The following is a 22,959-nucleotide window of genomic DNA, read 5'->3' on the forward strand; positions in this document are numbered from 1 at the left end:
TTTTAAGAGTTTTTATCGTCCCATTCTCTTTTGAGCATTGCAAATTGAAATTCGCTTCCCCATTTTCCTTTAAAAAAAATGTTTTCGATAAAATGCCCTTCTTCTCTAAAACCAATGCTTTTTAATAAATTAATTGAAGCAGTATTTTCTGCATCAACAATTTCTACCACGCGGTGAACTTTTATTTCATCAAATAAAAAATTTAAAATACCCAATAGCACTTCTTTGGCATAACCCTTTTTTTGTTCGAGATGCGAAATTGTGATGCCGGCTTCTGCAATTCTGGAATCATATTGGTCAAGTTTAATAGCGCAATCGCCGATAAGTTTTCCAGTTTCGATATTTTCAATTGCATATTGAACCCATTCGCCGGGATTTCCAAAATATTTGCCGGAATTCTCTTTTATAAAATCTTCTGCCTGATCGATTGTCATAACGTCAAAGCCTTGATATTTTGTGACTTCAGGATTCGAACGATAAATAATAAAATCTGATAAGTCTGATAATACAAGATGTCGGATAATAAGTTTCGGAGTTTTTATATGTAAAGGTTTCATGATTTAATTTTCTTTTTAGAAGAAATGAAAGTATGTCAATTGATCGAATTTACAAAATTGAGAAGAATAAGTTTTTAAATATATTTTCCCATTTTCTGTATATAAAATAATTCATTATTTAAATTACAGAAAGTGAATATGATTAAAAAAAGCCTTTATTTTTTTTATATTCTCATTTACAGAGTCTTAAATTATCAAATTTTCATCTATACTCATTCTTGATTTTTTATTTTCTTTAAAATTGTAAGTTTTTGATTATTAGATTTTTATCATAACGAAATCGTTGTATGAATCTTGATTTTTTGTCCACTTTTTCCTTAATTTCTTTTAAAAGTATAGTTTCGTTATGACCTTATTTTGAGGCACTAACTATTTAAAAAACCAAAACTTATGAGAAACAAATTACATGCTATTTTTTTTAAAAGAGACAAATACTGCCATATTATACTATGGTTTTTTTTCGTTCTCGTAACTTCAAATTCTTATGCTCAGCGTGGTTATTATGACGCGCCGTACAAAAGATACGAAGCCAATTTAGGGCAATTGTCGAACGGGGCTTCAGTTACTCCAAAATCATATAGTCAGGCTGATCTTCAGTCTGAAGCTTCAGATCAGCAGTGTGTGAATATGTCTGCCACAAATGCGACTGTTCAATGGACGCTTACAGAAGCTGCAGACGGACTTGTAATTCGCTACAGTGTTCCGGATGGACAGTCAGGAACTATTGGGGTTTACAACGGAAATACGAAGCTTACAACGCTTACTTTGACTTCTACATGGTCTTGGGAATATTTGTGGAGTAACGGAAATCCGAACAATAACGGAATTACAAATCAAAATCCAAGAATGCGATTTGATGAAGTTCGCTACAAACTTCCTTCAAAAATTGGTGTAAACGGTACCTTAAAACTGGTAAGAGAATCGGGTAATATTCATGTGGATTTTGCTGAAATGGAACCTGTTCCAACTGCGGTTACGGCTCCGTCAGGATCTGTAACTTATTCCGGAAACGGAAGTGATCTTCAGACTTTTATTGATGCAAACGGCGGTAAAAAAATATTTGTTCCAAGCGGCGTTTATAACGTTAACCGTGAATTGTATTTTGGGTCGGCAAATACTTCATTAATTGGTGCAGGAATGTGGTACACACAGATTAATTTTACCAACACCAGCAGTTTAAACGGAGGATTGCGTGCCAATGCCAGTAATATTTCATTCAGCGATCTTTATTTAACCACAAATTCGGCTTCGAGAAGTAATTCGTATAAAGCGATAAATGGAGTTTTTACAAGCGGCTCTACGGTAAAAAATATTTGGGCAGAACATTTTGAGTGCGGTGCCTGGATTGCTCAATACAACGTAGGAGGACCTGCAATTGCAGACGGATTTACACTATCGCATTGTCGTTTCAGAAACAATTATGCCGATGGAATTAACCTTTGTAAAGGAACCGCAAATTCGATTGTAGAACATTGTAATTTTAGAAATAACGGAGACGACGATCAGGCAATTTGGTCTGCAGACGGGCTGGAATGTATCAATAATACTTTTAGATACAATACATCAGAAAACTGCTGGCGTGCCTGCGGTCTTGCTATTTACGGCGGAAAAAATAACAAAGGTTATAATCTAATTATTAAAGACAATCTGGAAGCTGGAATCAGAGTTAGTAATAATTTCCCGGGTGCACCATTTAACAATGACGGAATGCACGAAATTCATGATATTACAATAACAGCCTGCGGAACTTTTAATGATACATATAATAATCCGGTAGCGGCAATTGATATTTTTAGTGCTACAAATGCCGTAAGTCAGGTAAAAAATGTTCAGCTTTACAGCATCGATATTATAGATTCAAGAAATGATGCGATTTCTATAAGCAAAAGATCCGGAGACGGTATTTACAATCTTTCCTTTAAAGATATAACCGTTAACGGTACAGGTAAAGAATATCCAAACAATAATGTATTAAACAGAAACTGGGGAAGAGGTTATTTTGTTCTTATTGCTGGTTCACCTGCAGGAAATGGAACCTATTGTAATATGAATTATTCTAACCGAGGCGGAAATGCAGCAACTAATGAAGAAACCAGTGCGATTGGCACATTTTCATGGACACAAAGTTCGAACTGCTCTACTACAAATGTTCCGGTTACGGGCGTTTCAGTTTCGCCAGCTGCGGTAACTTTGAGCGTTGGTTCTACTCAGCAGTTAACACCAACCGTTTCTCCGGCTAATGCTACAAACAAAAATGTAACGTATAGTTCAAATAATACGGGAGTAGCAACGGTAAACGGCTCAGGTTTAGTAACAGCAGTTGCTTCAGGATCGGCAACAATTACGGTAACGACTCAGGATGGTAACAAAACGGCCTCATCTGCAATAACAGTCAATACATCAAACGTTGCGGTAACAAGTGTAAGTCTTAGCCCTTCAACAGCAACATTATCCGTAGGTGGAACGCAACAGTTAACAGCGACAGTTTTACCATCAAACGCTACCAATAAATCGGTTAATTATTCTTCAAACAACACTGGAGTAGCAACAGTTAATGCATCTGGTTTGGTTACAGCAGTTTCTGCCGGTACAGTAACCATTACAGTAACTACCGTAGACGGAAATAAAACTAGTACGGCAGTGATTACCGTTAATGCCGCAACTGGAAATTACTTTACAATTAAAAACAAATGGACTGGAAATTATTTATATGATGCCGGTAATAATGTAGGATATGGCCCAACTGTAGCAAATAATAATTACAAATGGGAAAAAGTTGCGATTGATGGTACTTACTATATGTTAAAAAATGTAGGGACAGGAGATGTAATGCATATTGAAAACTTAACTGGTGCAGTGCAATGTACAGCAGGTCAGTCCAGCTGGTGGAGCGCACAATGGTCAAGCGAAAATGTTGACGGAACGTATGTAAGAATTAAAAACAGATGGCAGACAGGAGCGATGATTCATATCGAGAATTTAAATGGTTCTGCTCAATACAATGGAGGTCAAAACAATTGGGAAAGCGCACAATGGCAGTTTCAGTCTACTTCGGCATCAAAAAAAGTGAATACTGCTGAAGTTACGGTTGAGAATTCTGTTGTTAATATTTATCCGAATCCTTCAATTAACAATGAATTTAATATTGTTTTACCAGAATTAGAAGCCGGCGATGCTGCAACAGTAACAGTTACAGATATTAACGGAAGAAAAGTTTTGGTAAACAAAATCAATGCTTCTTCAAAAATCAATCATCATTTATCAGCCGGAATTTATGTAGTTACAATTAATTCTAATGCTTTTAATGTTTCTAAAAAATTGATTGTGAAATAATCGGTTAAAGAGAATTTAAATATTTTATAAATGAAACAACCTTCGGGTTGTTTTTTTTATGGTATAAAATCATAATCCTGTGTAACATGACTTAATAACGTTTATTCTTTTAGAAAAAATCTTACACCAAACAAAAAATATTGTTTTAGGTTAACTATCTTATTTATAATGTTTTAAATTTTTAGAATTAATTTGCTTAACATTTTTTTTGCAAAAAGTTTAATTAAAATTTTTGAGTTAATAATTTTAATTTACCTTTGTTCTATCAAATTAGTAGAATATAAGGTAATTACTGCGTTCGCAAATATTTCTCCCTCAAATTCGCAACAATTTTCAGAATTAAAAAACGTAAAACTTTGAGTTAAAATATTATACAGGCCAATTAAAACAATAGTAATCCAAAAAAAGAAAAAAATGAAAAAACGAATGTGTTGCAGATAAAAAAACCATTTCTGTTGCAGCAGAAATGGCGAAGCTTAAAGAAATTGTACATCTCTATAAGGAAGCGAGAATGGAGTAAATCCGTTTTCGGCATCCCTTATTTATTAAACTAAAACAAAGTAATGAAAAAAAAGTTAAATATATATACATGCTTATGTATTTTGTTGATTTCCATAGGGATTAAGGCACAAGAAACGAAGCCGTTAATCCAATCAAAACTTGAAGGAACCGTAATAGATGCTGTTACAAAGGAGCCGATTATTGGTGCTTCTGTAAATATTAAAGGCACTACGCACGGAGTTTTAACAGACTTTGACGGGAAGTTTTTTTTCCAGACAGGACAAAAATTTCCTTATACACTGGTAGTAAGTTTTCTTGGATATAAAAAAGCAGAAACAGTAGTTAATGAAAACGCAGTTGTAATAAGTCTTACTCAGGAACAAAATCAATTATCAGAGGTTGTAGTAACGGCACTTGGTATTTCAAAAGAAAAAAAATCACTTGGATATACAACGCAGTCACTTAAAAATAAAGAATTAGTTGATACAAAAGAAACTAACTTTTTAAATAACTTAACTGGTAAATTAGCGGGTGTTCGTATTACCAATTCGCAAGGAGATATGGGATCATCCCGTATTATTATTCGTGGAGAAACTTCTATTGCAGGAAACAACCAGCCCTTATTTGTGGTTGACGGAGTTCCGGTAGATAACTCACAATTAGGAAGCGTTGGCGGTGCTACACGAGATTTCAAAAATGCAATTGCCGATTTAAATCCACAGGATATTGAATCATTAACGGTACTAAAAGGTCCAAACGCGGCAGCACTTTACGGATCGCGTGCTGCGCATGGTGTTGTACTTATTACGACAAAATCCGGAAAAAGCCAGAAAGGTCTTGGAATTAGCTTTAGCACAGGTATAACCCTTTCTCAGGTGACTACTTTACCACGTTTTCAAAATACATTTGGACAGGGTTCTAACGGAAAATTCAGTTTTGTGGATGGAAAAGGAGGCGGAATTAACGATGGTGTTGATGAAAGCTGGGGACCTAAAATGGACGGGCGCCTTATTCCTCAATTTTATTCAAATGGAGAAGCTGTACCTTTTGTAGCGCATCCAGATAACGTAAAAGACTTTTTTAATACAGGACTAACCTATGATAATAGTGTGTCTGTAGCAAAATCAGATGATAAATCAGATTTTCGTTTAGGGGTAAATAACCAAAAACAATTAGGAACAGTGCCTAACAGTGAAGTAAACAAAACAAACTTCAGCATTAACTCTAATTATCAAATTAATAAAAGTATAAAAGTTGGTGTAACCGGAAACTACATCACTACGAATGCTCCGGCTCTTCCTGGTGGTCCGTCTGGTAACCGTGCTGCGGGTGTAATGCTTCAGTTTCTTTGGTTTGGACGTCAGGTTGATATCAATCAGCTGAAAGACAATAGAAACGTTAACTGGAACAACAGCTACTACAGCAACCCGTATTGGAACGCTTATTACAATACAACAAGCCAGCAGCGTAACCGTATCATTGGAGATATTCACTTAGATGCAAAAATTACCGAAGATCTTAATTTTAGATTCCGCACAGGAATTGATTATTACAATGATCGCAGAAAATACAAAATTAAGTATGGTACAAACGGAACGCCTTACGGATCGTATGCTGAAGATGCTTATACGGTGAGCGAACAAAACACAGAAGGTATTTTTACTTATACTAAAAAATTAAACGATGACTTTAGTTTAGATGCTCTTGGAGGTTTCAATATTCGTAACCACAGCGATGCAAATAACTATCAAAAAGCACCGCGTTTAGCAGTACCGGATTTGTATACGTTAACGAATTCTCGTGATCCGCTGACTTCATCAAATATTTATTCAAGATTGAGAGTATATAGTGCATATGCTTCGGCACAATTGGGATATAAAAATTATGCATACTTAAACTTAACGGCTCGTAACGACTGGTCATCAACATTACCAAGCAGTAACCGTTCTTATTTTTATCCTTCTGTTAATGGAAGTTTGATATTATCTGAAGCTTTGAACTTAAAAAGCAATACGCTTGATTTCTTAAAAGTTCGTGGCGGATGGTCTGAAGTTGGTAATGATGCAGATCCGTATCAATTGTCTACAGTTTATAATTTCCAGACTGCATTTGACGGAAACCCGATTCAGACTTCTTCTCAAAAGAAACTTAATGAGAACCTTAAACCGGAAACAACACGTTCTACAGAGGTAGGTTTAGAAGCTTCTTTCTGGAAAAACAGACTGCATTTTGACGTAGCGTATTATAACACAAACAGTTTTGACCAAATTTTGGAAATTAAAACAACAGCTTCAAGCGGTTATAATTCGCAATTAATCAATGCTGGTAAAATCAATAACCATGGTATAGAGGTTCAATTGGATGGAAATCCTATCCAAACTGAAAATTTCAAATGGAATGTTGGTGTAAATTATTCTAGAAATATAAGTGAAGTGAAGATTTTGGATTACGACAAACAAATTCAAAACTATACAATTGGTTCTTCTGGAGGTGTAGATGTTTTGGCATCTGTAGGGCAGGCTTATGGTGCACTTTATGGTACAGCTTATCTGCGTGATGCAAACGGAAATATTGTAGTTGGTGCAAACGGACTTCCAAAAGCAGATCCGCAGAAGAAAGTATTAGGACATTATACACCTGATTATTTGGCTGGTGTTACTAATACATTAACTTATAAAAATCTGGAACTATCTGTTCTTGTTGACGCAAGCGTAGGAGGGGAACTTTTCTCAGGAACGAACAGAACTGGCAACTATACAGGAGTTTTAGCTCAGACTCTACCGGGACGTGATGCTGCAAACGGTGGTTTAAACTATTACATAAATGGTTCTACAAAAACGTTATTACCAAGCGGAACTGCTCCAAACGGAGCAACAGTATATGATGATGGAATGATTTTTAAAGGAGTGTATGCTGACGGAACTCCAAATACTCAGGTAATCAGTGCACAGGAATATTATAAAGCATCATACAATATCAGTGAAGCTTATATTTACAGCTCAACTTTTGTAAAATTAAGAGAAGTAAAACTTACTTATAATTTTGACAAGAAATTTGCCAGAAAAATTGGGTTTGACGGAGCAAGTATTACCGCTGCAGGCCGTAACTTATTCTTTATTTACAAAGATGTCCCAAATATTGACCCTGAAACAGCTTTTAATACCGGAAATGCGCAAGGATTGGAGAGTTTAGCTCTGCCAACAACGAGAAATTTCAGCCTTAATTTAAATCTTAAATTTTAAAAAAACGGAATCATGCTAAAAAAATTAACCTATATAACACTGTTTGCATTGACGATGACTTCATGCAGTGACACGCTGGATGAAATTAATAAAAATCCAAATGCAACCGAAACACCTTTGGCTCCTTATCTTTTAACAGGATCATTAAAACAAGGTGCCGATTTATACTGGGGTTCAGATAATAATTTTAACTCATCTTTGCTGTTTGTTCAGCATTGGGCTAAAATTCAGTATACGGAACCGGACAGATATGATGTATCAAACACATCTTTCACATCTTTGTGGAATACCGGATATGCAACTTTAATTACGGATTTGAATACTATTATAAATTTCCCTGCAGATCAGGCCAATACAAATTACAAAGGAATTGCGCTTACACTGCGTTCGTGGACCTTTTTATTGCTGACAGATGCTTACGGAAGTATTCCTTATAAAGAAGCAGGTCAAAAAGTAACTCCTGCTTACAATACTCAAAAAGAAGTATATACAGGATTATTAGAAGATTTGAAACAAGCTCAGTCTTTATTGGGAACAACAAACGGATCGGTAACAGGAGATTTAGTTTACAAAGGAGATATTACAAAATGGAAGAAACTCGTAAATTCACTTCGTCTTCGTATCGCATTGAGAATTTCTGATAAAGAACCGGCTTTGGCTAAACAAGCTGCCATCGATGCAACAAGCGATGCAGCAGGTGTATTGAGCAGTAATAATGATACTTTTAAATTTACTTATACAAGTTCGCCTCAGCAAAACCCGGCTTCTGCCTGGTTTGAAACTCGTGATGATTTCCGTATATCTAAAACTCTGGTTGACAAATTAACAGATTTAGCAGATCCGCGTCTGCCTATATACGCACAATTGCCATCAGATGCAACGGTAGGAAAATATGTTGGAGGAGCAAACGGATTATCAAACAGTGATGCCAACAGCCAGGGATTTGCCAAAACATCAAAACCGGGAACTTATTTCTTAACTTCATCTTCGCCTGCAGTAATTGCTTCTTATTCTGAAACATTATTTAATCTTGCAGAAGCTGTTGCCCGCGGTTATATTTCAGGAAATGCAGAACAACTTTATAATGATGCAATTACGGCTTCATTTAATCAATTTGGAATTACAAATGCTGCAACAATTTCTACTTACCTAAATCAGGCAAGCGTGAAATACGATGCGTCAAATTATGCAAAATCAATTGGTACACAAAAATGGATTGCATTTTACGGACAAGGTCTTGATGCTTTTACAGAGTGGAGAAGACTTGATTATCCGGTATTAACAGCTGGTCCTGCAACAGTTTTAGACGGACAGATTCCTTCTCGTTTCTTTTATCCGGGAACAGAACAATCATTAAACGGAGTTAGTTACAAGGCTGCAATTGCTGCTCAGGGAAAAGATCTGCTGACTACAAAACTTTGGTTTGATGCAAAATAAATAAGATTCTTTACAAGAGTTATCAAAGTAAAAACCTCCAAAATCATTTGATCTTGGAGGTTTTTTTATAAAATAATCTGATTTAGTTTCCCTTCAGCAAATTAATGCTGACAGTAGCAATATCAGCATCAGGGAATCTTTTAAAAATAGATTTATCCGAAAATAATCCAGCTTCTGCAGCAACACTATTAAAAACATCTATTTCGACAATATACTGGTCAGAAAAACCATGAGTGGCATCATAAGCCGCTGCGGGTGTTTTTCCTAAATTTCCAGCGGCAAGTTTAGGATTTATGGTATGCAGTTCTATCAAAAGCAAACCAAACTTGCGAACATAAGGCGACCATTTTTGTAAATGTTCCAGTAAGCTGTCTTCTACCAGATTATTGCTGATTCTTTTTCCTCTATACGCAAATGCACCTGTAGATTTACTAATTCGGTTTTTATCAATGTGTTTTGGGTCTTCCCAAATCCTGTTGTGATCTAAAAAGGTTCTTACGTTAAGAAGATCTTTTAGATCGATATTATAATTTTCTTTTAAATCTTTAGAAAGCAAATCCGGACGTCCAATGTCGCCCCAAATTACTTTTGCCCAAATATCGGCCTTTATTAAATTAGCTCTGGTTACCTTCAGCGCGGTCTGGTTATAATCGGCTCCAACCAAAAACAGCGGATATTCATCAAGCATTTTTCCGCGCAAAGTCTGCCTGTCGATTACTTCAAAAATATGCTGCAGGAAAGCACCGTTTCCGCAGCCCATATCCAAAATTCCTTTTGGCTGTTCTTCAATTGGCAGATTAAAAAGTTTGATAATAATTTCGTCAACAACTTTAAAATAAGTATCATGTGCGCCGCCGCTTCCCCAAACATTCATTTCGCGATCGACATGAATTTCGTTTTCACCATCGCCAATCATCCTTAAAATATTAGGATTGCCAAAAATTAATTCTTCAATTTTAGCAAATGTGGGAAGATATGAAACTGTAACGCCGTAAGCCGTAGCTCTTTTTGCAAAAAATAAGCCCGTTTCGGTAAATTGGTAATTACCATTTTTTTCCAGAAACCATCCAAGATGTACAAAGAAATCAAGTATTTTTTTGAAATTTTCAGGAGATTTATGAAACTCTTCGGGTCTGAAAGAAGTTTCCATAAAATATTTATGAAACATGCCGTTCATGGCCAGACGCACAATAGTAGGACCAATCAAATAGCCTTCGATATGTTTTAAAATCTGCTCCTCAATAGCATTAGTCAGATTATCATTAGACGGTACAATTCCGTATCTGTTCTTATATTTTTCAATAATACTATTTAGTTTTTCAAAAGGTGCATCTTCAAAAAGACGCGCATGAAACTGCATTGAAAACTGGAGTAAATCGACAACGTCCTCATAAAGATGAAACATCGAAAATGCGGTTTCTGTATTTTGATTTACTGAAATTGTAATTTCCTGCAAAACATTATCAACTTCATAATCTAAAAATCCCTGCGAAGCCAAAACCCTCAAACCCACATTCAGGTAACCTTCGTTTGCTTTAAAAACAGTTACAAGTTCTGTAAGCTGTACTTTCTTTTTGTTTAGGATAAATTCTAAAACATCATGGTTTTTTAAGGCAATTGCCACCGGAGCAGCAGCTAAGCCGTCAAGGTGTCTAAAAATGGAACTGCGAAGTTGTGATTTATCTGTCATAAGTAAAGAATGAATGTCTATTAAAAATAATACTTTTTTTAACAATAAAAACATCCATTTTTCAATCTTAAATATTTAAGTGTTAAAATTTAATTCAGTTAAAAAAAGGTTCAGACGTTTTTTTTTATAAAATTAAATTACGTAAAGCCTTTGTTTATAAAGGTTTATTGAGTTTTTTTGATAAAAATTTTGACATAATATTTTCGTTTTTGAAAACTTTTTTCATTAGAATTTTTATGATAAGTGTCATTAAATCAAATATTTATAATATATTTAACATTAGAAACATGGGAATTATATAAAATTTGTACATAATTTTGCAAAGTCAAAGATCGATAATAAGGATTGTAAATCTTTGATAATGAGATCCCAAATCTGCTGCTAATCTAAATTTTTACTGCTTTTTTATGAGAATATTTTTTATGGCACTTCTTCTTTCTTTAAGTTCCTTTACAACCTACAACGTAACGGACAAGAAAGACATTTTATCCGAGCTTGAATTAGTAAGGCTTAACGAACATGTCAGCGAAATCAAATCTTTTACTGCTGCAAACAGAGGCTACAACAAGAAAATAGCTTTCTTGGTAGACATGAAAATCAAATCTGGAAAAAACCGTTTCTTTGTATATGATCTGGAAAATGAGAGAATCATTGATCAGGGACTAGTTGCACACGGTTCTGGTTCAGAAACAGGAATTAAAGGCGATATTCTTCAGTTTAGCAATGCTCCAAATTCTAACTGTACTTCTTTAGGCCGTTATTCTGTTGAGAAATCATATAAAGGTGTTTTTGGAAAAGCTTTCAGACTTGCCGGTATGGATCAAACGAACAACAATGCTTTAAAAAGAGCGATCGTATTACACTGCTACAAAGAAGTTCCGGATGATGAAAAAGAATATTATATCATAAACAGCCATGGCTGCCCAATGGTAAGCGAATTATTTTTCAAAAGACTTGAAAAAATAATTGACAGTTCAGATTCTAAAATCATGCTTTCTGTTTATTATTAATTAAGAATTCAAACAAAATCAAACTGCATAGCTGTAGTACGTAAATAATTAAAAAAGAGCTTTTAAAGCTCTTTTTTTTATTTTTAATAATGCCTTGTACCAGCTCTTGGTTTGAAATACAGCTTGAATTTCTAGATACAATTAATTTTGATTATTAAATTTTGCTGCTGCTTCTGCCGATACAGGAGTAAAAAAGTTAACAAGATTGCCATCTGGATCGCGAAATAAAAACGATTTATTGCCCCATGGCATAGTCGTAGGTTTTTGCACAATATTATTTTGAAGATAATCGGCTAATCTGTCATAATCTTTTTCTACATTATCAACTTTAAACTCTATAATAACACTGCTGTTTTGCGCTGGTTTTGCAATTTCATCACCGCCAAAGAATGCTAATGTTTTGGTACTTCCAATAGCCAGAGTTGTGGCAGGCGTTTTGATTTCGGCAAAATCTGGCGTGTATTGCACGGCAGTAACGTTGGTAATTTGCTCGTAAAATTTTACTAATTCATTTAAACGCGCCGTAATAATTCGAATAGATACTAAATTCATGTTTCTTTTTTTTAAGTTATACGGCAAAAATAATTTGGCATAATGACAACAGTTTGTCAGCAGCCCTCATTATTTTTTAAATTTATTAGTACAACTTAAAAAAAATCCACTCACAGCATTATTCATTAAACTCGCGAAAGATTAAACAGGTGTTGAAAAAAATGATATAAAAACTAGCTGTTTTACTTTATCGTCGTTCTTAGTTTAGCATTTCGAGGCTTAATTTTTTTGATTTGCTGAAGACAGTCTCTTATTAAAGATTTTATTTCGAGGTAAGATGTATTATGAAACGAATGAATATTTTGTTTTAGTCTTTCTATATGATTTGAAGCTGTAATTAAATCATTTTCAACAGTTTTTAAAAGACCCATTTCGATATTTTTATTTTTTTTATAATAATGAATACAATTATGAAGATCTTCGATCTGGCCGGTAAAATCGTAAATAGCTTTTTTAGAAACAGCCCGGCTGTAGTAATATGAAAACTCAAGAGGATTAAATTCGATTACTTTATCAAAATCTTCAATTGCTTTATAATGATAATCCAGTTTTTGAAAACAGCTTGCCCTTAATTCGTAAAGAGTTGAATCAAATTCAGAATTAACAGCATTGTTTAAATGCACGATAGCTTCCTGAAAACGGCTTGTTAAATAAAGCTGTTTCCCTTTCTCTAAATTAACCGAACTTTCCTTAAGACCGGATTTTGAAAACCTGCTCTTAAATCTTGTTTTTAAAGTAACGAACCATTTCATATTTATAAATTTAGATGGTCAGATTATATAGTCGATGCAATTTGAGATGGGGATGTTAAAGTTAATAAAAAATTAATACACAGAACATTATATAATATTAATAAAGAAATTTATTGCAATCCTGTTTTTTTCTTTTTATTAAAAATATATAAAGAAATTTTTTTACAACTGTCACAAATCATATTATTTATATTTCACGACAATCAAAAAAATATTAGCGAAATATAGTAATTAGATTAATTTTTATAAATTTATAATACTGATAATCAGTTTGTTAATGTTTTAGCATACAACTTGCTTATGGTATTTCATATCAGCATTTGAATCATAATGTTTGAAAACAGTATCTGCCAATTAGATTTTTATTAAGAGATGCATCCATATTCATAAACCTATATCCAATTAAAATATTAATCTTATGACAAAATCAAAATCTATTATCCTGATACATGGAAACTTTGTAAACCAGCACAGCTGGGAAAAGTGGAAAGAACGATATGAACAAAAAGGTTATACTGTTTATACACCTGCTAATCCGGGACATGATGGAATTCCTTCTGATTTAAGAAAACAAGTTCATCCTGATCTTACGAAAACTGGCTTTATAGATGTGGTAAACAATATAATAAAACTCATCGACACATTGCCGGAAAAGCCTTTAATCATTGGGCATTCTATGGCAGGAATGGCAGCCATGAAATTATTAGAATTAGATAAAGCAGCGGCAGCAGTAAGTATAGACGGAGCACCGCCTAAAAATGTATTTCCTCCATTTGCAACATTAAAATCGGTTATACCTGCATTTGGTTTCTTTTCTTCCAAAAAATATTTTATGGGCAGTCGTGAATGGTATGACAAATGTTTTTTCAATACACTGCCGGAACGAGACAGAGCAAATGCTTTTGAAAGTATTGCAGTTCCGGAAAGTTATAAAGTAAGCCGTGAATTGGTACTAAATTCTTTTTCTAATATTGATTTTAGTAAGCCGCACAAACCTATTTTATTTATTGGAGGCGGCAGTGATGCTATTTTTCCTTCGTCTCTAACAACAACACTGGCCAGAAAATATAAAGATAGAAACAGCAGCGTTGACCTTAAGATTTTTCAGGGCAAAAGTCATTTTATCTGTGGTGAATCAGGCTGGGAAGCAGTAGCAGATTTCATTTTAGAATGGTACGAAAAATTATAAACTTCAGAAATTAATACTAACATTTAAAACAAAATAAAATGAGCAAGATTACAGTAAAAGACGGAACAGAGATTTATTATAAAGACTGGGGAACCGGAACGCCAATTTTTTTCCACCATGGCTGGCCTTTATCGGCAGATGACTGGGACGCACAAATGTTATTTTTCTTAGATCAGGGATTTAGGGTAATTGCACATGACCGAAGAGGACACGGAAGATCTACACAAACGTATTCGGGCAATGAAATGGATACGTATGCAGCTGATGTAGCAGAACTTACCGAATTTTTAGATTTGAAAGATGCTATTCATATTGGGCATTCTACAGGCGGCGGCGAAGCCATTCGTTATGCGGCAAAATATGGTAAAAACAGAGTTTCAAAAGTTATACTAATTAGTGCTGTAACACCGTATATGATTAAAAATGAAGGAAATCCAAACGGAGTACCAATTGAAGTATTTGACGATATTCGTTTTAACACGGCCAACAACAGACAACAGTTTTATCAGGATATTACTTTTCCGTTTTACGGATATAACAGAGAAGGAGCAAACATTAAAAAAGGTATTCAGGACAATTGGTGGCGTCAGGGAATGATGGGCGGTATAAAGGCTCATTTTGACTGTATTAAAGCTTTTTCTGAAACAGATTTCACCGAAGATTTAAAAACTGTTGATGTACCTGTGCTTATACTTCACGGCGAAGACGACCAGATTGTACCATATCAAATTACAGCTTTACGAGCAATCGAAATTGTAAAAAACGGAAAAATAGTAACTTATCCGGGACTTTGTCACGGAATACCAACAACAGATGCTGATAAAGTTAATGCTGATATTCTCAATTTTATCAAATCATAATAGTATCCGTTTAATTATTTAAAATTGAAAATGGACACAAATAATTATTCAAAAACAGCCTTGATATTAGTTGACCCATTTAATGATTTTTTATCAGAAGGAGGAAAACTTTATCACGCTGCAAAAGAAACGGTAGAAGGAATTTCTTTGGTACAAAATCTCAAAAAACTTATCGAAGGCGCACGAGAGCGAAAAATACAAATTATATATGCACCGCATCACCATACAGCAAAAGGAGATTATCTAAACTGGAAATTTCTCTCGCCTTCGCATAAGGGAAGTAAAAATGTTGTATTATTTGAAGAGAACAGCTGGGGCGCTGAGTTTCATCCCGAACTTCAGCCTCAGTCTGGCGATCTGATCGCTCAAAATCATTGGACTGCAAGCGGTTTTGCTAATACTGATTTGGATTTTTTACTTCGCATACACAATATTGACCATATTATGATTGCAGGAATGAGAGCAAATACCTGTATAGATTCAACTGCAAGGTACGGAGTAGAACTGGGATATCATGTAACGCTCATAAAAGATGGAATTGGTGCATTTAACTGGGAAGAAATAAGAGTTACGGTAGAAATTACCTTTCCCAATTATGGACATGCAATGCTTACTACGGAAGAATTTATTAATACTCCTAAATAATAATGAAGTATGGAAATAATTTCAGAAAGTGCTGCAACAGCCATTATTAATGCTCCTATTGACAGCATTAACTTAAGTGAATGGCTGTTTAATTTAAAAAGCCATGAATATCAAGCTTGTTCAAAAGGGCACATCGCGGCTGGGAATTCTATTTCTACCGATGGTAAAAGAATGTCTATTAACGTTGAACAAGTTGCCGATACACTTTTGGTACAGCATTATATAGAAGAAACTGGAGAGAAAGATTATTGTAAAGTCATTTCAAATTCTGATTCATTTTCTCCTTTCGGAAGAACTAAACTTGGCATAATCTGGGAAATAAAAGTAGAAAAACATACAGATAAAAATTCTCAGTTTACCAATATTGTAAAGGTTTTAATGACAGATGAATTCTCTTCTCTGCTTAAAACAGCAGGTATTCTGGATTTAACTCCTGTAAAAACATCCATGACACAAAATGTTACAGCTCACAATCAGGAAGAAACACCTTTATTTGCCAAAGATATAGAAATTAAAGCGCTCTCTGGAGTGTGGAAAAATAATAACTAAAATAATAGAATTTTAACGACTCATTTCTTCTATCGTTTTGAGAATGGGTAAAAGTAAAAAGCCGGCTAAAAAGAATTAGCCGGCTTTTTTATTTAGATTTTTGCTGCAATGTATTGTGCAGCTTCTGCAAGTCGGTTAGCAAAACCCCATTCGTTATCGTACCATGCTGCTACAGAAAGTAAGTTACCTTGTTTTGCGGTAAGCGGTAAATCGATAATGGAAGAGTGAGGATCGCCCACAATTCTGGCAGAACTCCATTGTTCTTCCAAAACATCCAAAACACCTTTTAAAGCGCCTTCTTTAGCTGCTTTTCTAAAAGCATCATTCACTTCTTCTACAGAACAGTCTTTGGTTGTAACCAAATTCAATTCGGCTATACTTCCTGTTTTGGTAGGAACTCTGTACGCTTTTCCGGTAATTTTTAAATCGCTCCAAATAAACTGAAGTGCTTTTGCCGCTCCGGATGATGATGGGATTATATTTTCTGCCGCAGCCCAGGAATCACGTCTGTCTTTCATAGGCTGATCGGTCAGCGATTGGGTGTTAGTGTAGGAGTGAACCGTTGAAAATAAACCGTATTCGATTCCGAAATTCTCTTTTATTACTTTTACAACTGCCGCCAGAGCATTGGTGGTACAGCTTCCCATACTAATAATTTTATGGCTGGCTGCATCAAATTCTTCCAGATTAATTCCTCTTAAAAGCACCGCATCGCAGTCTGCCAAAGATTTACTCGGTGCACTTACCAAAACATATTTTGCTCCGTTATTGATATGTTTTTGTGCATTTTCTCTATTTGTCGCACGTCCTGTGCAGTCTACAACAAGATCAACTCCCAAAGCTTTCCAGTCCGGAATTTCAAGTTTAGAGTTTTTGTACGGAATTTTTCTGTCTCCAATAATAAAATTTTCATCGGCTGTTTTTACTTCTTCGTGCCACCTTCCGTAATTAGAATCTACGCTGAAAAGTGCTCCGAGTAAATCTATATCTTGAATGTCAGCAATGACTTCAGGAACAAAAAGATTGTTTTTTAAGGCGATTCGAAGAAATTGTCTTCCAATTCGGCCAAATCCGTATAATGCTATTTTTGCCATGATATATAATTTTTTTATTGATTACTTGTTTGAGGGAAATGATAAGCAGCAGATAGAAAAATAAATCAAAATATTGAATATCAATTTCTTGTAATAAAAATACTCTTTTTTATGCTTCTATTTGCTGCCAAAATGTTTTTGATTAATTAATTTTAACCAAATGTGCTTCAATAGCCGCTCTTTGTGGTTCGTACTGAGCAGGAAGTTTTAAGTTTTTACCTAATTCTTCTAAGCTTTCATCTACTGTAAAACCAGGATTATCAGTGGCAATTTCAAATAAAACGCCTCCCGGTTCTCTAAAATACAATGAGTGGAAATATTGTCTGTCGATTTGTGGTGTAATAGACAATCCGTAAGCTTCGATTTTTTCACGAAAGTGCATTAAAATTTCGTCATTTTTTACACGGAAAGCCACATGGTGAACAGTTCCATTTGCATTTAAACCACGTTTTTCATCAGCAAGTTCTACTAAGTCAACAATTGCTGCATTTTCTACAGCATCTGTCGCATAACGGTAACGGTTTACATCCTGATCGATTAATTTATAACCAAATATTTCTGTTAAGACCGCAGCCGTTGGTTTAATGTCGTTTAGAGTCAGGGTAATATTGTGAAAACCTTTTGTAGCCACATCAGCTTTTACCTCATCAGTTTCCCAGGCTTTTCTGTTATCCTCAGTTTTAGATTCGATTAATTCTAATTTTAAACCGTCAGGATCTAAGAAAGTAAGGTATTTTTCTCCGAATTTTTCAGCTGGTTTATTGTAAATTACATTGTATTTTTCAAAACGTTTCTGCCAGAAATCCAAACTTCCTTTTGGAACAGAATAACCAATTTCTGTAGCCATTCCAGAACCTTTTCTTCCCTGTTGGATTCCTTCTCCCCAAGGGAAAAAAGTTAAAATTGTTCCGGCACTTCCAACCTCATCACCAAAATAAAAGTGGTAGGTTCCGGGATCATCAAAATTGACTGTTTTTTTAATGAAACGTAATCCTAAAATATTTGAATAAAAGTTGAAGTTTCTCTTAGCGTCACCTGCGATTGCAGTAATATGGTGTAAGCCTAAAATTTTATTTTCCATGGTATTTTGTAATATTAAATTTGTTATTGATTTCTCTTTGATTTCTTATACAAATTTACCTCCATTATAGCTCTGGATCGATTAACCTAGATTAAGAAATAAAAACCTCATTTTGTTATTCTTAAACCAATAACCAAATAGTATTCCAATTCGGTTAAGTTGTTGTTTATGAGGTTTTTGTTGTTATTTGGTTTTTTGCTTTTACGATATATCGCCATTTTTAGGAAGCAGACTGTTTTATTTAAAAAGTAGTACAGACATTCTTAAAATTAAATGAATGATTGATAAATAAAAAAACCGGCAATCTGCCGGCAGTTTATAATTTTATAAAAATTGATTTTCTAAGTTTAGGCTCAATATTTTTTGTTTTGTGTCCTTTTCCTGTTGTATCTTCTACCAGAAGAATAGATCCGGTTTCAAATTTTCTTTTTTCGCCCAAAGAGGTTTCGATTTCTACACCGCCGTCCAGCAGAACAATGTACTGACGGTCTGGTGCGTTATGAAAATCATAATCGTAAGAAGGTTTAACTTCCCTAAAAACGATCGATTTTGCAGGTTCATCATCAGAAAGAAATCCTATGTCACCATTGTTTTTCAACGGAACTTCAAAATCTTCAAAATGGCTTTCTCCCTTGCTGTCGCTGTAAATGCGTGTTATCGTAATCATTATTTTTTATTAAAGATCAATGCATTGGCACAATTTACTTCGTCCTGACTAATAGTATGTCCCATATTCGGATAGATTTTTTTAGTAACATCTGCACCTAATTTTTGAAGAACCGCTTCAGACTCGTTAACCCTTTCTACAGGAACATGAAAATCAGGATCACTTGTTCCTATAAAAATTGGTGTGTTTTCGAAGTTACCGTTATAATGGTTTTCATAAACTTTATCACCAATAAGACCGCCGGTAAAAGCAGCAACACCTCCGTATTTTGCAGCATTTCTTGCTGTAAATTCTAAAGCAAGGCATGCTCCTTGTGAGAATCCAAGAAAATAAATATTTTCTTTTTCAATTCCGTTTTGCTGAATCGCAACCACAACCTGATGAATAGCTTCTAATGACTTTGAAAACGAAGGTTCATTTTCATTTAAAGGAGCTAAAAAAGAGTAGGGGTACCAGGTTCTGTTTTCTGCCTGAGGCGCAACTAGTGCAAAGTCATCTACTTTAAGATGTCTTGCAATTGAAAGTATATCGTGAGCACTTGCACCACGGCCGTGAATCATAATTAAAGCCTTTTTTGCTTCGTTTAAAGGCACGCCGTCGGTTAAGATTTCTGTATTCATATTATTGTGTTTTTTTAATTAGAAAATAAATTTTCACGCCGATTTTAAAATCTTTTTTAAACCTTTAATCTGCGGCTAAAAAGAATTTTACTTATTTTTTCCAAATATCCTGATATTCTTCCGGATGTCTTTTAAATTGGGCATGAACATACGGACAAAGCGGTAAAACCATTAAATTATTGGCACGAACATACGATACCATTTCTTCCAGAAGTTTTTTTGCATAACCTTTCCCTTCGGCTTCCGGTTCAACTCCCGTATGATAAACAGTCAGTAAATCAGGTTTAATGCTTACCGTCATTTCACCCTGTTTTTTGCCATCAACATAAAGATTAAAAGCGCCGTGTTTTTTCTCGTCTAATTCCAGTTTTATCGTTTCCATATTATTTCAGTTATAATTTGATGTTGTTAAATTTCTTTTACAAATTTAGACACCTCATGCAGGTTTATCTGTTAATCTACATTAAGAAAAATCCAATCTAAATTTTTGTGTACTCCTTATAAAATGACAAGATGTTGTTTCAGAGAATTTTAAATTTACGATATATTGGAGATTTATTAATGCATTATCAGATTAAATTAAATTTCTGGAGATGAGAAAAATAATTTAAATCAACTTTTTATATAATTTTACAGTCATGTATGAAGTATTTCAAAAATATCTAGAGGATAAAACAACGCTGACACAGTCAGAATCTGATTATATACAATCGTTTGCCATTATTAAAAAACTTCGTAAACGACAATATCTGCTACAGGAAGGCGATATCTGGAAATACGATGCTTTTATAACAAAAGGCTGTCTGCGCACTTACTCTGTTGATGAAAAAGGAAGTGAGCATGTAAACAGCTTCAGTATCGAGAATTGGTGGACAGGCGACAGAGAAAGTCTGATGTTTCAGCAGCCGTCCCGTTTTAATATAGATGCCATCGAAGACAGCGAACTGGTTTTGTTTACACATGAGAATTTTGAAATGCTCTGCAATGAAATTCCAGCCTTTAATAATATGGTAAATGCTATTTTGCAAAAGAGTTTTATAGCAGCCCAAAACCGAATTCAGGCTTCGCTGAGTTTTACAGCAGAAGAAAAGTATTTAAACTTTATAGCCAAGTATCCGGGATTTGCTTCAAGAATACCACAAACAATGATTGCTTCATATCTTGGCATGACGCCCGAAACCTTAAGCCGTATACGAAAACAAACAGCAAAAAAATAATCAGGGAGCATTGAACTCCTTTTTTTATGCTTAATGCAGACTCTTGATCTATATCAAGTTTTTACTTATTTCTAATCAATGCACAGGTTTTGTACTTGGCGCAACTTTGTAATGTTCAAAAGGAACAAAATTTTATAACATTTAAAATTAGAAATCATGTCAAAAACAATTTTCATTACAGGTACAAGTTCAGGATTTGGTAAACTTACCGCTATAACATTGGCAAATGCAGGTCATTCTGTAATAGCCGGAATGCGCAATACAAAAGATAAAAATGCTGCGGCTGCAAATGAGCTATCTAAGCTTTCAAACATCGAAGTAATAGACATTGATATTACAGATGATGTTTCTGTAAAAGAGGCTATTGAAAAAGTACTTATCAAATACGGAAAAATTGATGTACTTATTAATAATGCAGCCGTGAGTGGTTTTGGTCTGCTTGAAGGTTATTCAATCGATCAGGTTCGTAAAATGTTTGAAGTAAACGTTTACAGTGTTCTTCGTACTTATCAGGCTGTTCTGCCTTCTATGAGAAAAGAGAAAAACGGACTTATTATAAATATTACTACCGGAGCAAGCGGGCACACACTTCCTTTTATGATTCCGTATATGGCTTCAAAATTTGTAGTAGAAAGTTTTACAGAAGGTTTGCAGGATGAACTTGCCGATTACGGAATAGAAAATGTAAGCATTCAGCCGGGTGTTTATCCTACCGAAATGACCAACGGTTCTAAAACCGGAATTAATGCAGATAAACAGGAAATTGTTGATGAATACGGAAACGCGGCAGCAGAAAAATTCAATGCCTTAGGTACAGCATTATTTGGAAAAATGGCTCAGTTTGAAATGAATCCGCAGACTATTGCCGATGGAATTCTGGAATTGGTAAACATGAAAAAAGGAGAGAGACCACTTCGTTTTCCACTTGATGCTATCGCACAGGGAACCGACAAAGAATTTATAGAAGCACGTGCTGCTATTAAAGCAAAATGGTTAACTAGTTATAGTAATTAAATTAGTATTGAGTTTATAGAGAGCAAATTATTGAATTTGCTTTCCTTTTCTAATGGCTCACTGATAAATAAAAGAAAATACTCTGCAGCAATCAATATCAGGATTGCGGCAGAGTATTTTTTATTTAAAACTTAATAGTTTAAAGTCTGCTACCAAGATTTAATTCCAGATCACCATTTTGCTGTAATCCTTTTTCAAACAGTGATTTTATTCTAACGGCAGCTTCTGGCTGTGCTAATGCTTCAAAAAACTTAGTCTGCGTATCCATTATATGTGCGTTTGTTGGATTTACAGCTCTGTCATTAATAATAGATTTAATAGCAGTGATAATTTTTTTATCAAATGAAGCAATTCTATTGGCAAGATTATTTACAAAAGTATCTAATTCAGCATCTGCAACAGCACGATTAACCCACCCGTACGCTGCAGCCGTTTCTGCATCATAATCATAGCCGCTTAATAAGATTTCCAAAGCTCTTGCTTTACCGGTTAATAGATGCAGTCTTTCCATTCCGCCGCCGCCCGGAAAAGCACCTATACCAATTTCTGGCTGGCAGAAAAATGCTTTTTCTCTGCTGGCAAAACGCATATCCATTGCTTGTATAAATTCACTTCCTAATCCTCTTGCACGTCCTCTTACTAAAGCAATACTTGCAAATGGTGCCTGTTCCAAACGCTTGGCAATATCCGGCCATGATTTCGACAGTCCTGTTTTTCCTTCGCCTTTAGGAAAATTTGAAGCTCCCAAAATATCCAGATGCGCTATAAAATAGTCTGGATTTGCACTTTCAAAAACCACCACTTTTAGGTTCTCATTGGCTTCAAGATCGTCCATAAGACTCATCAATTCTAATGAAAATTCCGGTCCAAAAAGATTTATAGGCGGATTGTTTATAATTACTTTCAAATAATGTTCGCTGATTTTTTCTGTTGTTAATATCATAACTTT

General features: G+C 34.7%; 20 protein-coding genes. 10 read left to right on the top strand and 10 right to left on the bottom strand.

Features of this window, described 5'->3' with window-relative positions:
* Positions 1–2 precede the first annotated feature (2 nt).
* Positions 3–557: a GNAT family N-acetyltransferase gene (locus BUC29_RS06505; protein ID WP_073414508.1), complete on the bottom strand. Its 555-nt coding sequence runs from the start codon at positions 555–557 to the stop codon at positions 3–5.
* Between the two features lie 390 nt (positions 558–947).
* On the opposite strand from BUC29_RS06505, the gene BUC29_RS06510 reads away from it, so the two are divergent.
* From BUC29_RS06510 to BUC29_RS06520, 3 genes are all read left to right on the top strand, one after another.
* Positions 948–3,890, top strand: a complete 2,943-nt coding sequence (locus BUC29_RS06510) for an Ig-like domain-containing protein (protein WP_073414510.1) — start codon at positions 948–950, stop codon at positions 3,888–3,890.
* A gap of 563 nt (positions 3,891–4,453) precedes the next feature.
* Positions 4,454–7,633, top strand: a complete 3,180-nt coding sequence (locus BUC29_RS06515; RefSeq protein WP_073414512.1) for a SusC/RagA family TonB-linked outer membrane protein — start codon at positions 4,454–4,456, stop codon at positions 7,631–7,633.
* 12 nt (positions 7,634–7,645) lie between these two features.
* Complete coding sequence (locus BUC29_RS06520; protein WP_073414514.1) at positions 7,646–9,070, top strand: SusD/RagB family nutrient-binding outer membrane lipoprotein; 1,425 nt, start codon at positions 7,646–7,648, stop codon at positions 9,068–9,070.
* 82 nt (positions 9,071–9,152) lie between these two features.
* Here BUC29_RS06520 and BUC29_RS06525 read toward each other — a convergent pair whose 3' ends face one another.
* A complete protein-coding gene (locus BUC29_RS06525) occupies positions 9,153–10,760 on the bottom strand; it encodes a class I SAM-dependent methyltransferase (RefSeq protein WP_073414931.1) in 1,608 nt (535 codons plus the stop codon).
* A gap of 407 nt (positions 10,761–11,167) precedes the next feature.
* Here BUC29_RS06525 and BUC29_RS06530 point away from each other — a divergent pair, with 407 nt between their 5' ends.
* On the top strand, positions 11,168–11,770 hold the full coding sequence (locus BUC29_RS06530; RefSeq protein WP_073414516.1) for a murein L,D-transpeptidase catalytic domain-containing protein: 603 nt from the start codon (positions 11,168–11,170) through the stop codon (positions 11,768–11,770).
* A gap of 141 nt (positions 11,771–11,911) precedes the next feature.
* Here BUC29_RS06530 and BUC29_RS06535 read toward each other — a convergent pair whose 3' ends face one another.
* The gene (locus BUC29_RS06535; protein WP_073414518.1) at positions 11,912–12,322 is read right to left on the bottom strand and encodes a VOC family protein; all 411 of its coding nucleotides are present in this window, start codon (positions 12,320–12,322) and stop codon (positions 11,912–11,914) included.
* Between the two features lie 182 nt (positions 12,323–12,504).
* Positions 12,505–13,074 (bottom strand): hypothetical protein, encoded by a 570-nt coding sequence (locus BUC29_RS06540; RefSeq protein ID WP_073414520.1) that lies wholly within the window; start codon positions 13,072–13,074, stop codon positions 12,505–12,507.
* 418 nt (positions 13,075–13,492) lie between these two features.
* Between BUC29_RS06540 and BUC29_RS06545 the strand changes: the two genes are divergently transcribed.
* From BUC29_RS06545 to BUC29_RS06560, 4 genes are read left to right on the top strand one after another with little or no spacing between them, the layout of a single operon-like run.
* The gene (locus BUC29_RS06545) at positions 13,493–14,263 is read left to right on the top strand and encodes an alpha/beta hydrolase (RefSeq protein ID WP_073414522.1); all 771 of its coding nucleotides are present in this window, start codon (positions 13,493–13,495) and stop codon (positions 14,261–14,263) included.
* A 38-nt stretch (positions 14,264–14,301) separates the two neighbouring features.
* Entirely contained in the window at positions 14,302–15,123 is an 822-nt protein-coding gene (locus tag BUC29_RS06550) for an alpha/beta fold hydrolase (protein ID WP_073414525.1), read from the top strand.
* Between the two features lie 30 nt (positions 15,124–15,153).
* Positions 15,154–15,768: a cysteine hydrolase family protein gene (locus BUC29_RS06555; RefSeq protein WP_073414527.1), complete on the top strand. Its 615-nt coding sequence runs from the start codon at positions 15,154–15,156 to the stop codon at positions 15,766–15,768.
* A gap of 9 nt (positions 15,769–15,777) precedes the next feature.
* The gene (locus BUC29_RS06560) at positions 15,778–16,317 is read left to right on the top strand and encodes a hypothetical protein (RefSeq protein WP_073414529.1); all 540 of its coding nucleotides are present in this window, start codon (positions 15,778–15,780) and stop codon (positions 16,315–16,317) included.
* Positions 16,318–16,409: 92 nt separating this feature from the next.
* On the opposite strand, the gene BUC29_RS06565 is transcribed toward BUC29_RS06560, so the two are convergent.
* The 5 genes from BUC29_RS06565 to BUC29_RS06585 all read right to left on the bottom strand — a co-directional run bounded on the left by BUC29_RS06565 (position 16,410) and on the right by BUC29_RS06585 (position 20,161).
* A complete protein-coding gene (locus tag BUC29_RS06565) occupies positions 16,410–17,411 on the bottom strand; it encodes a type I glyceraldehyde-3-phosphate dehydrogenase (protein ID WP_073414531.1) in 1,002 nt (333 codons plus the stop codon).
* Between the two features lie 142 nt (positions 17,412–17,553).
* Positions 17,554–18,492 carry a ring-cleaving dioxygenase gene (locus BUC29_RS06570; protein WP_073414534.1) on the bottom strand — a complete coding sequence of 313 codons (939 nt, stop codon included), beginning with the start codon at positions 18,490–18,492 and terminating at the stop codon, positions 17,554–17,556.
* A gap of 316 nt (positions 18,493–18,808) precedes the next feature.
* Positions 18,809–19,159 (bottom strand): cupin domain-containing protein, encoded by a 351-nt coding sequence (locus BUC29_RS06575; RefSeq protein WP_073414536.1) that lies wholly within the window; start codon positions 19,157–19,159, stop codon positions 18,809–18,811.
* A complete protein-coding gene (locus tag BUC29_RS06580) occupies positions 19,159–19,779 on the bottom strand; it encodes an alpha/beta hydrolase (RefSeq protein ID WP_073414539.1) in 621 nt (206 codons plus the stop codon). Before BUC29_RS06580 ends, BUC29_RS06575 begins: the two co-directional genes overlap by 1 nt.
* A 91-nt stretch (positions 19,780–19,870) precedes the next feature.
* A complete protein-coding gene (locus BUC29_RS06585; protein ID WP_073414541.1) occupies positions 19,871–20,161 on the bottom strand; it encodes a GNAT family N-acetyltransferase in 291 nt (96 codons plus the stop codon).
* A gap of 256 nt (positions 20,162–20,417) precedes the next feature.
* Here BUC29_RS06585 and BUC29_RS06590 point away from each other — a divergent pair, with 256 nt between their 5' ends.
* Together BUC29_RS06590 and BUC29_RS06595 are read left to right on the top strand one after the other, a co-directional pair.
* Positions 20,418–20,996, top strand: a complete 579-nt coding sequence (locus BUC29_RS06590; protein WP_073414543.1) for a Crp/Fnr family transcriptional regulator — start codon at positions 20,418–20,420, stop codon at positions 20,994–20,996.
* Between the two features lie 156 nt (positions 20,997–21,152).
* Positions 21,153–22,010 (top strand): SDR family oxidoreductase, encoded by an 858-nt coding sequence (locus tag BUC29_RS06595; protein ID WP_073414545.1) that lies wholly within the window; start codon positions 21,153–21,155, stop codon positions 22,008–22,010.
* A 139-nt stretch (positions 22,011–22,149) separates the two neighbouring features.
* Here BUC29_RS06595 and BUC29_RS06600 read toward each other — a convergent pair whose 3' ends face one another.
* The gene (locus BUC29_RS06600; RefSeq protein ID WP_073414547.1) at positions 22,150–22,953 is read right to left on the bottom strand and encodes an enoyl-CoA hydratase/isomerase family protein; all 804 of its coding nucleotides are present in this window, start codon (positions 22,951–22,953) and stop codon (positions 22,150–22,152) included.
* Between the last annotated feature and the right edge of the window lie 6 nt (positions 22,954–22,959).

The sequence above is a fragment of the Flavobacterium defluvii genome (assembly GCF_900129555.1).
GTDB lineage: Bacteria > Bacteroidota > Bacteroidia > Flavobacteriales > Flavobacteriaceae > Flavobacterium > Flavobacterium defluvii.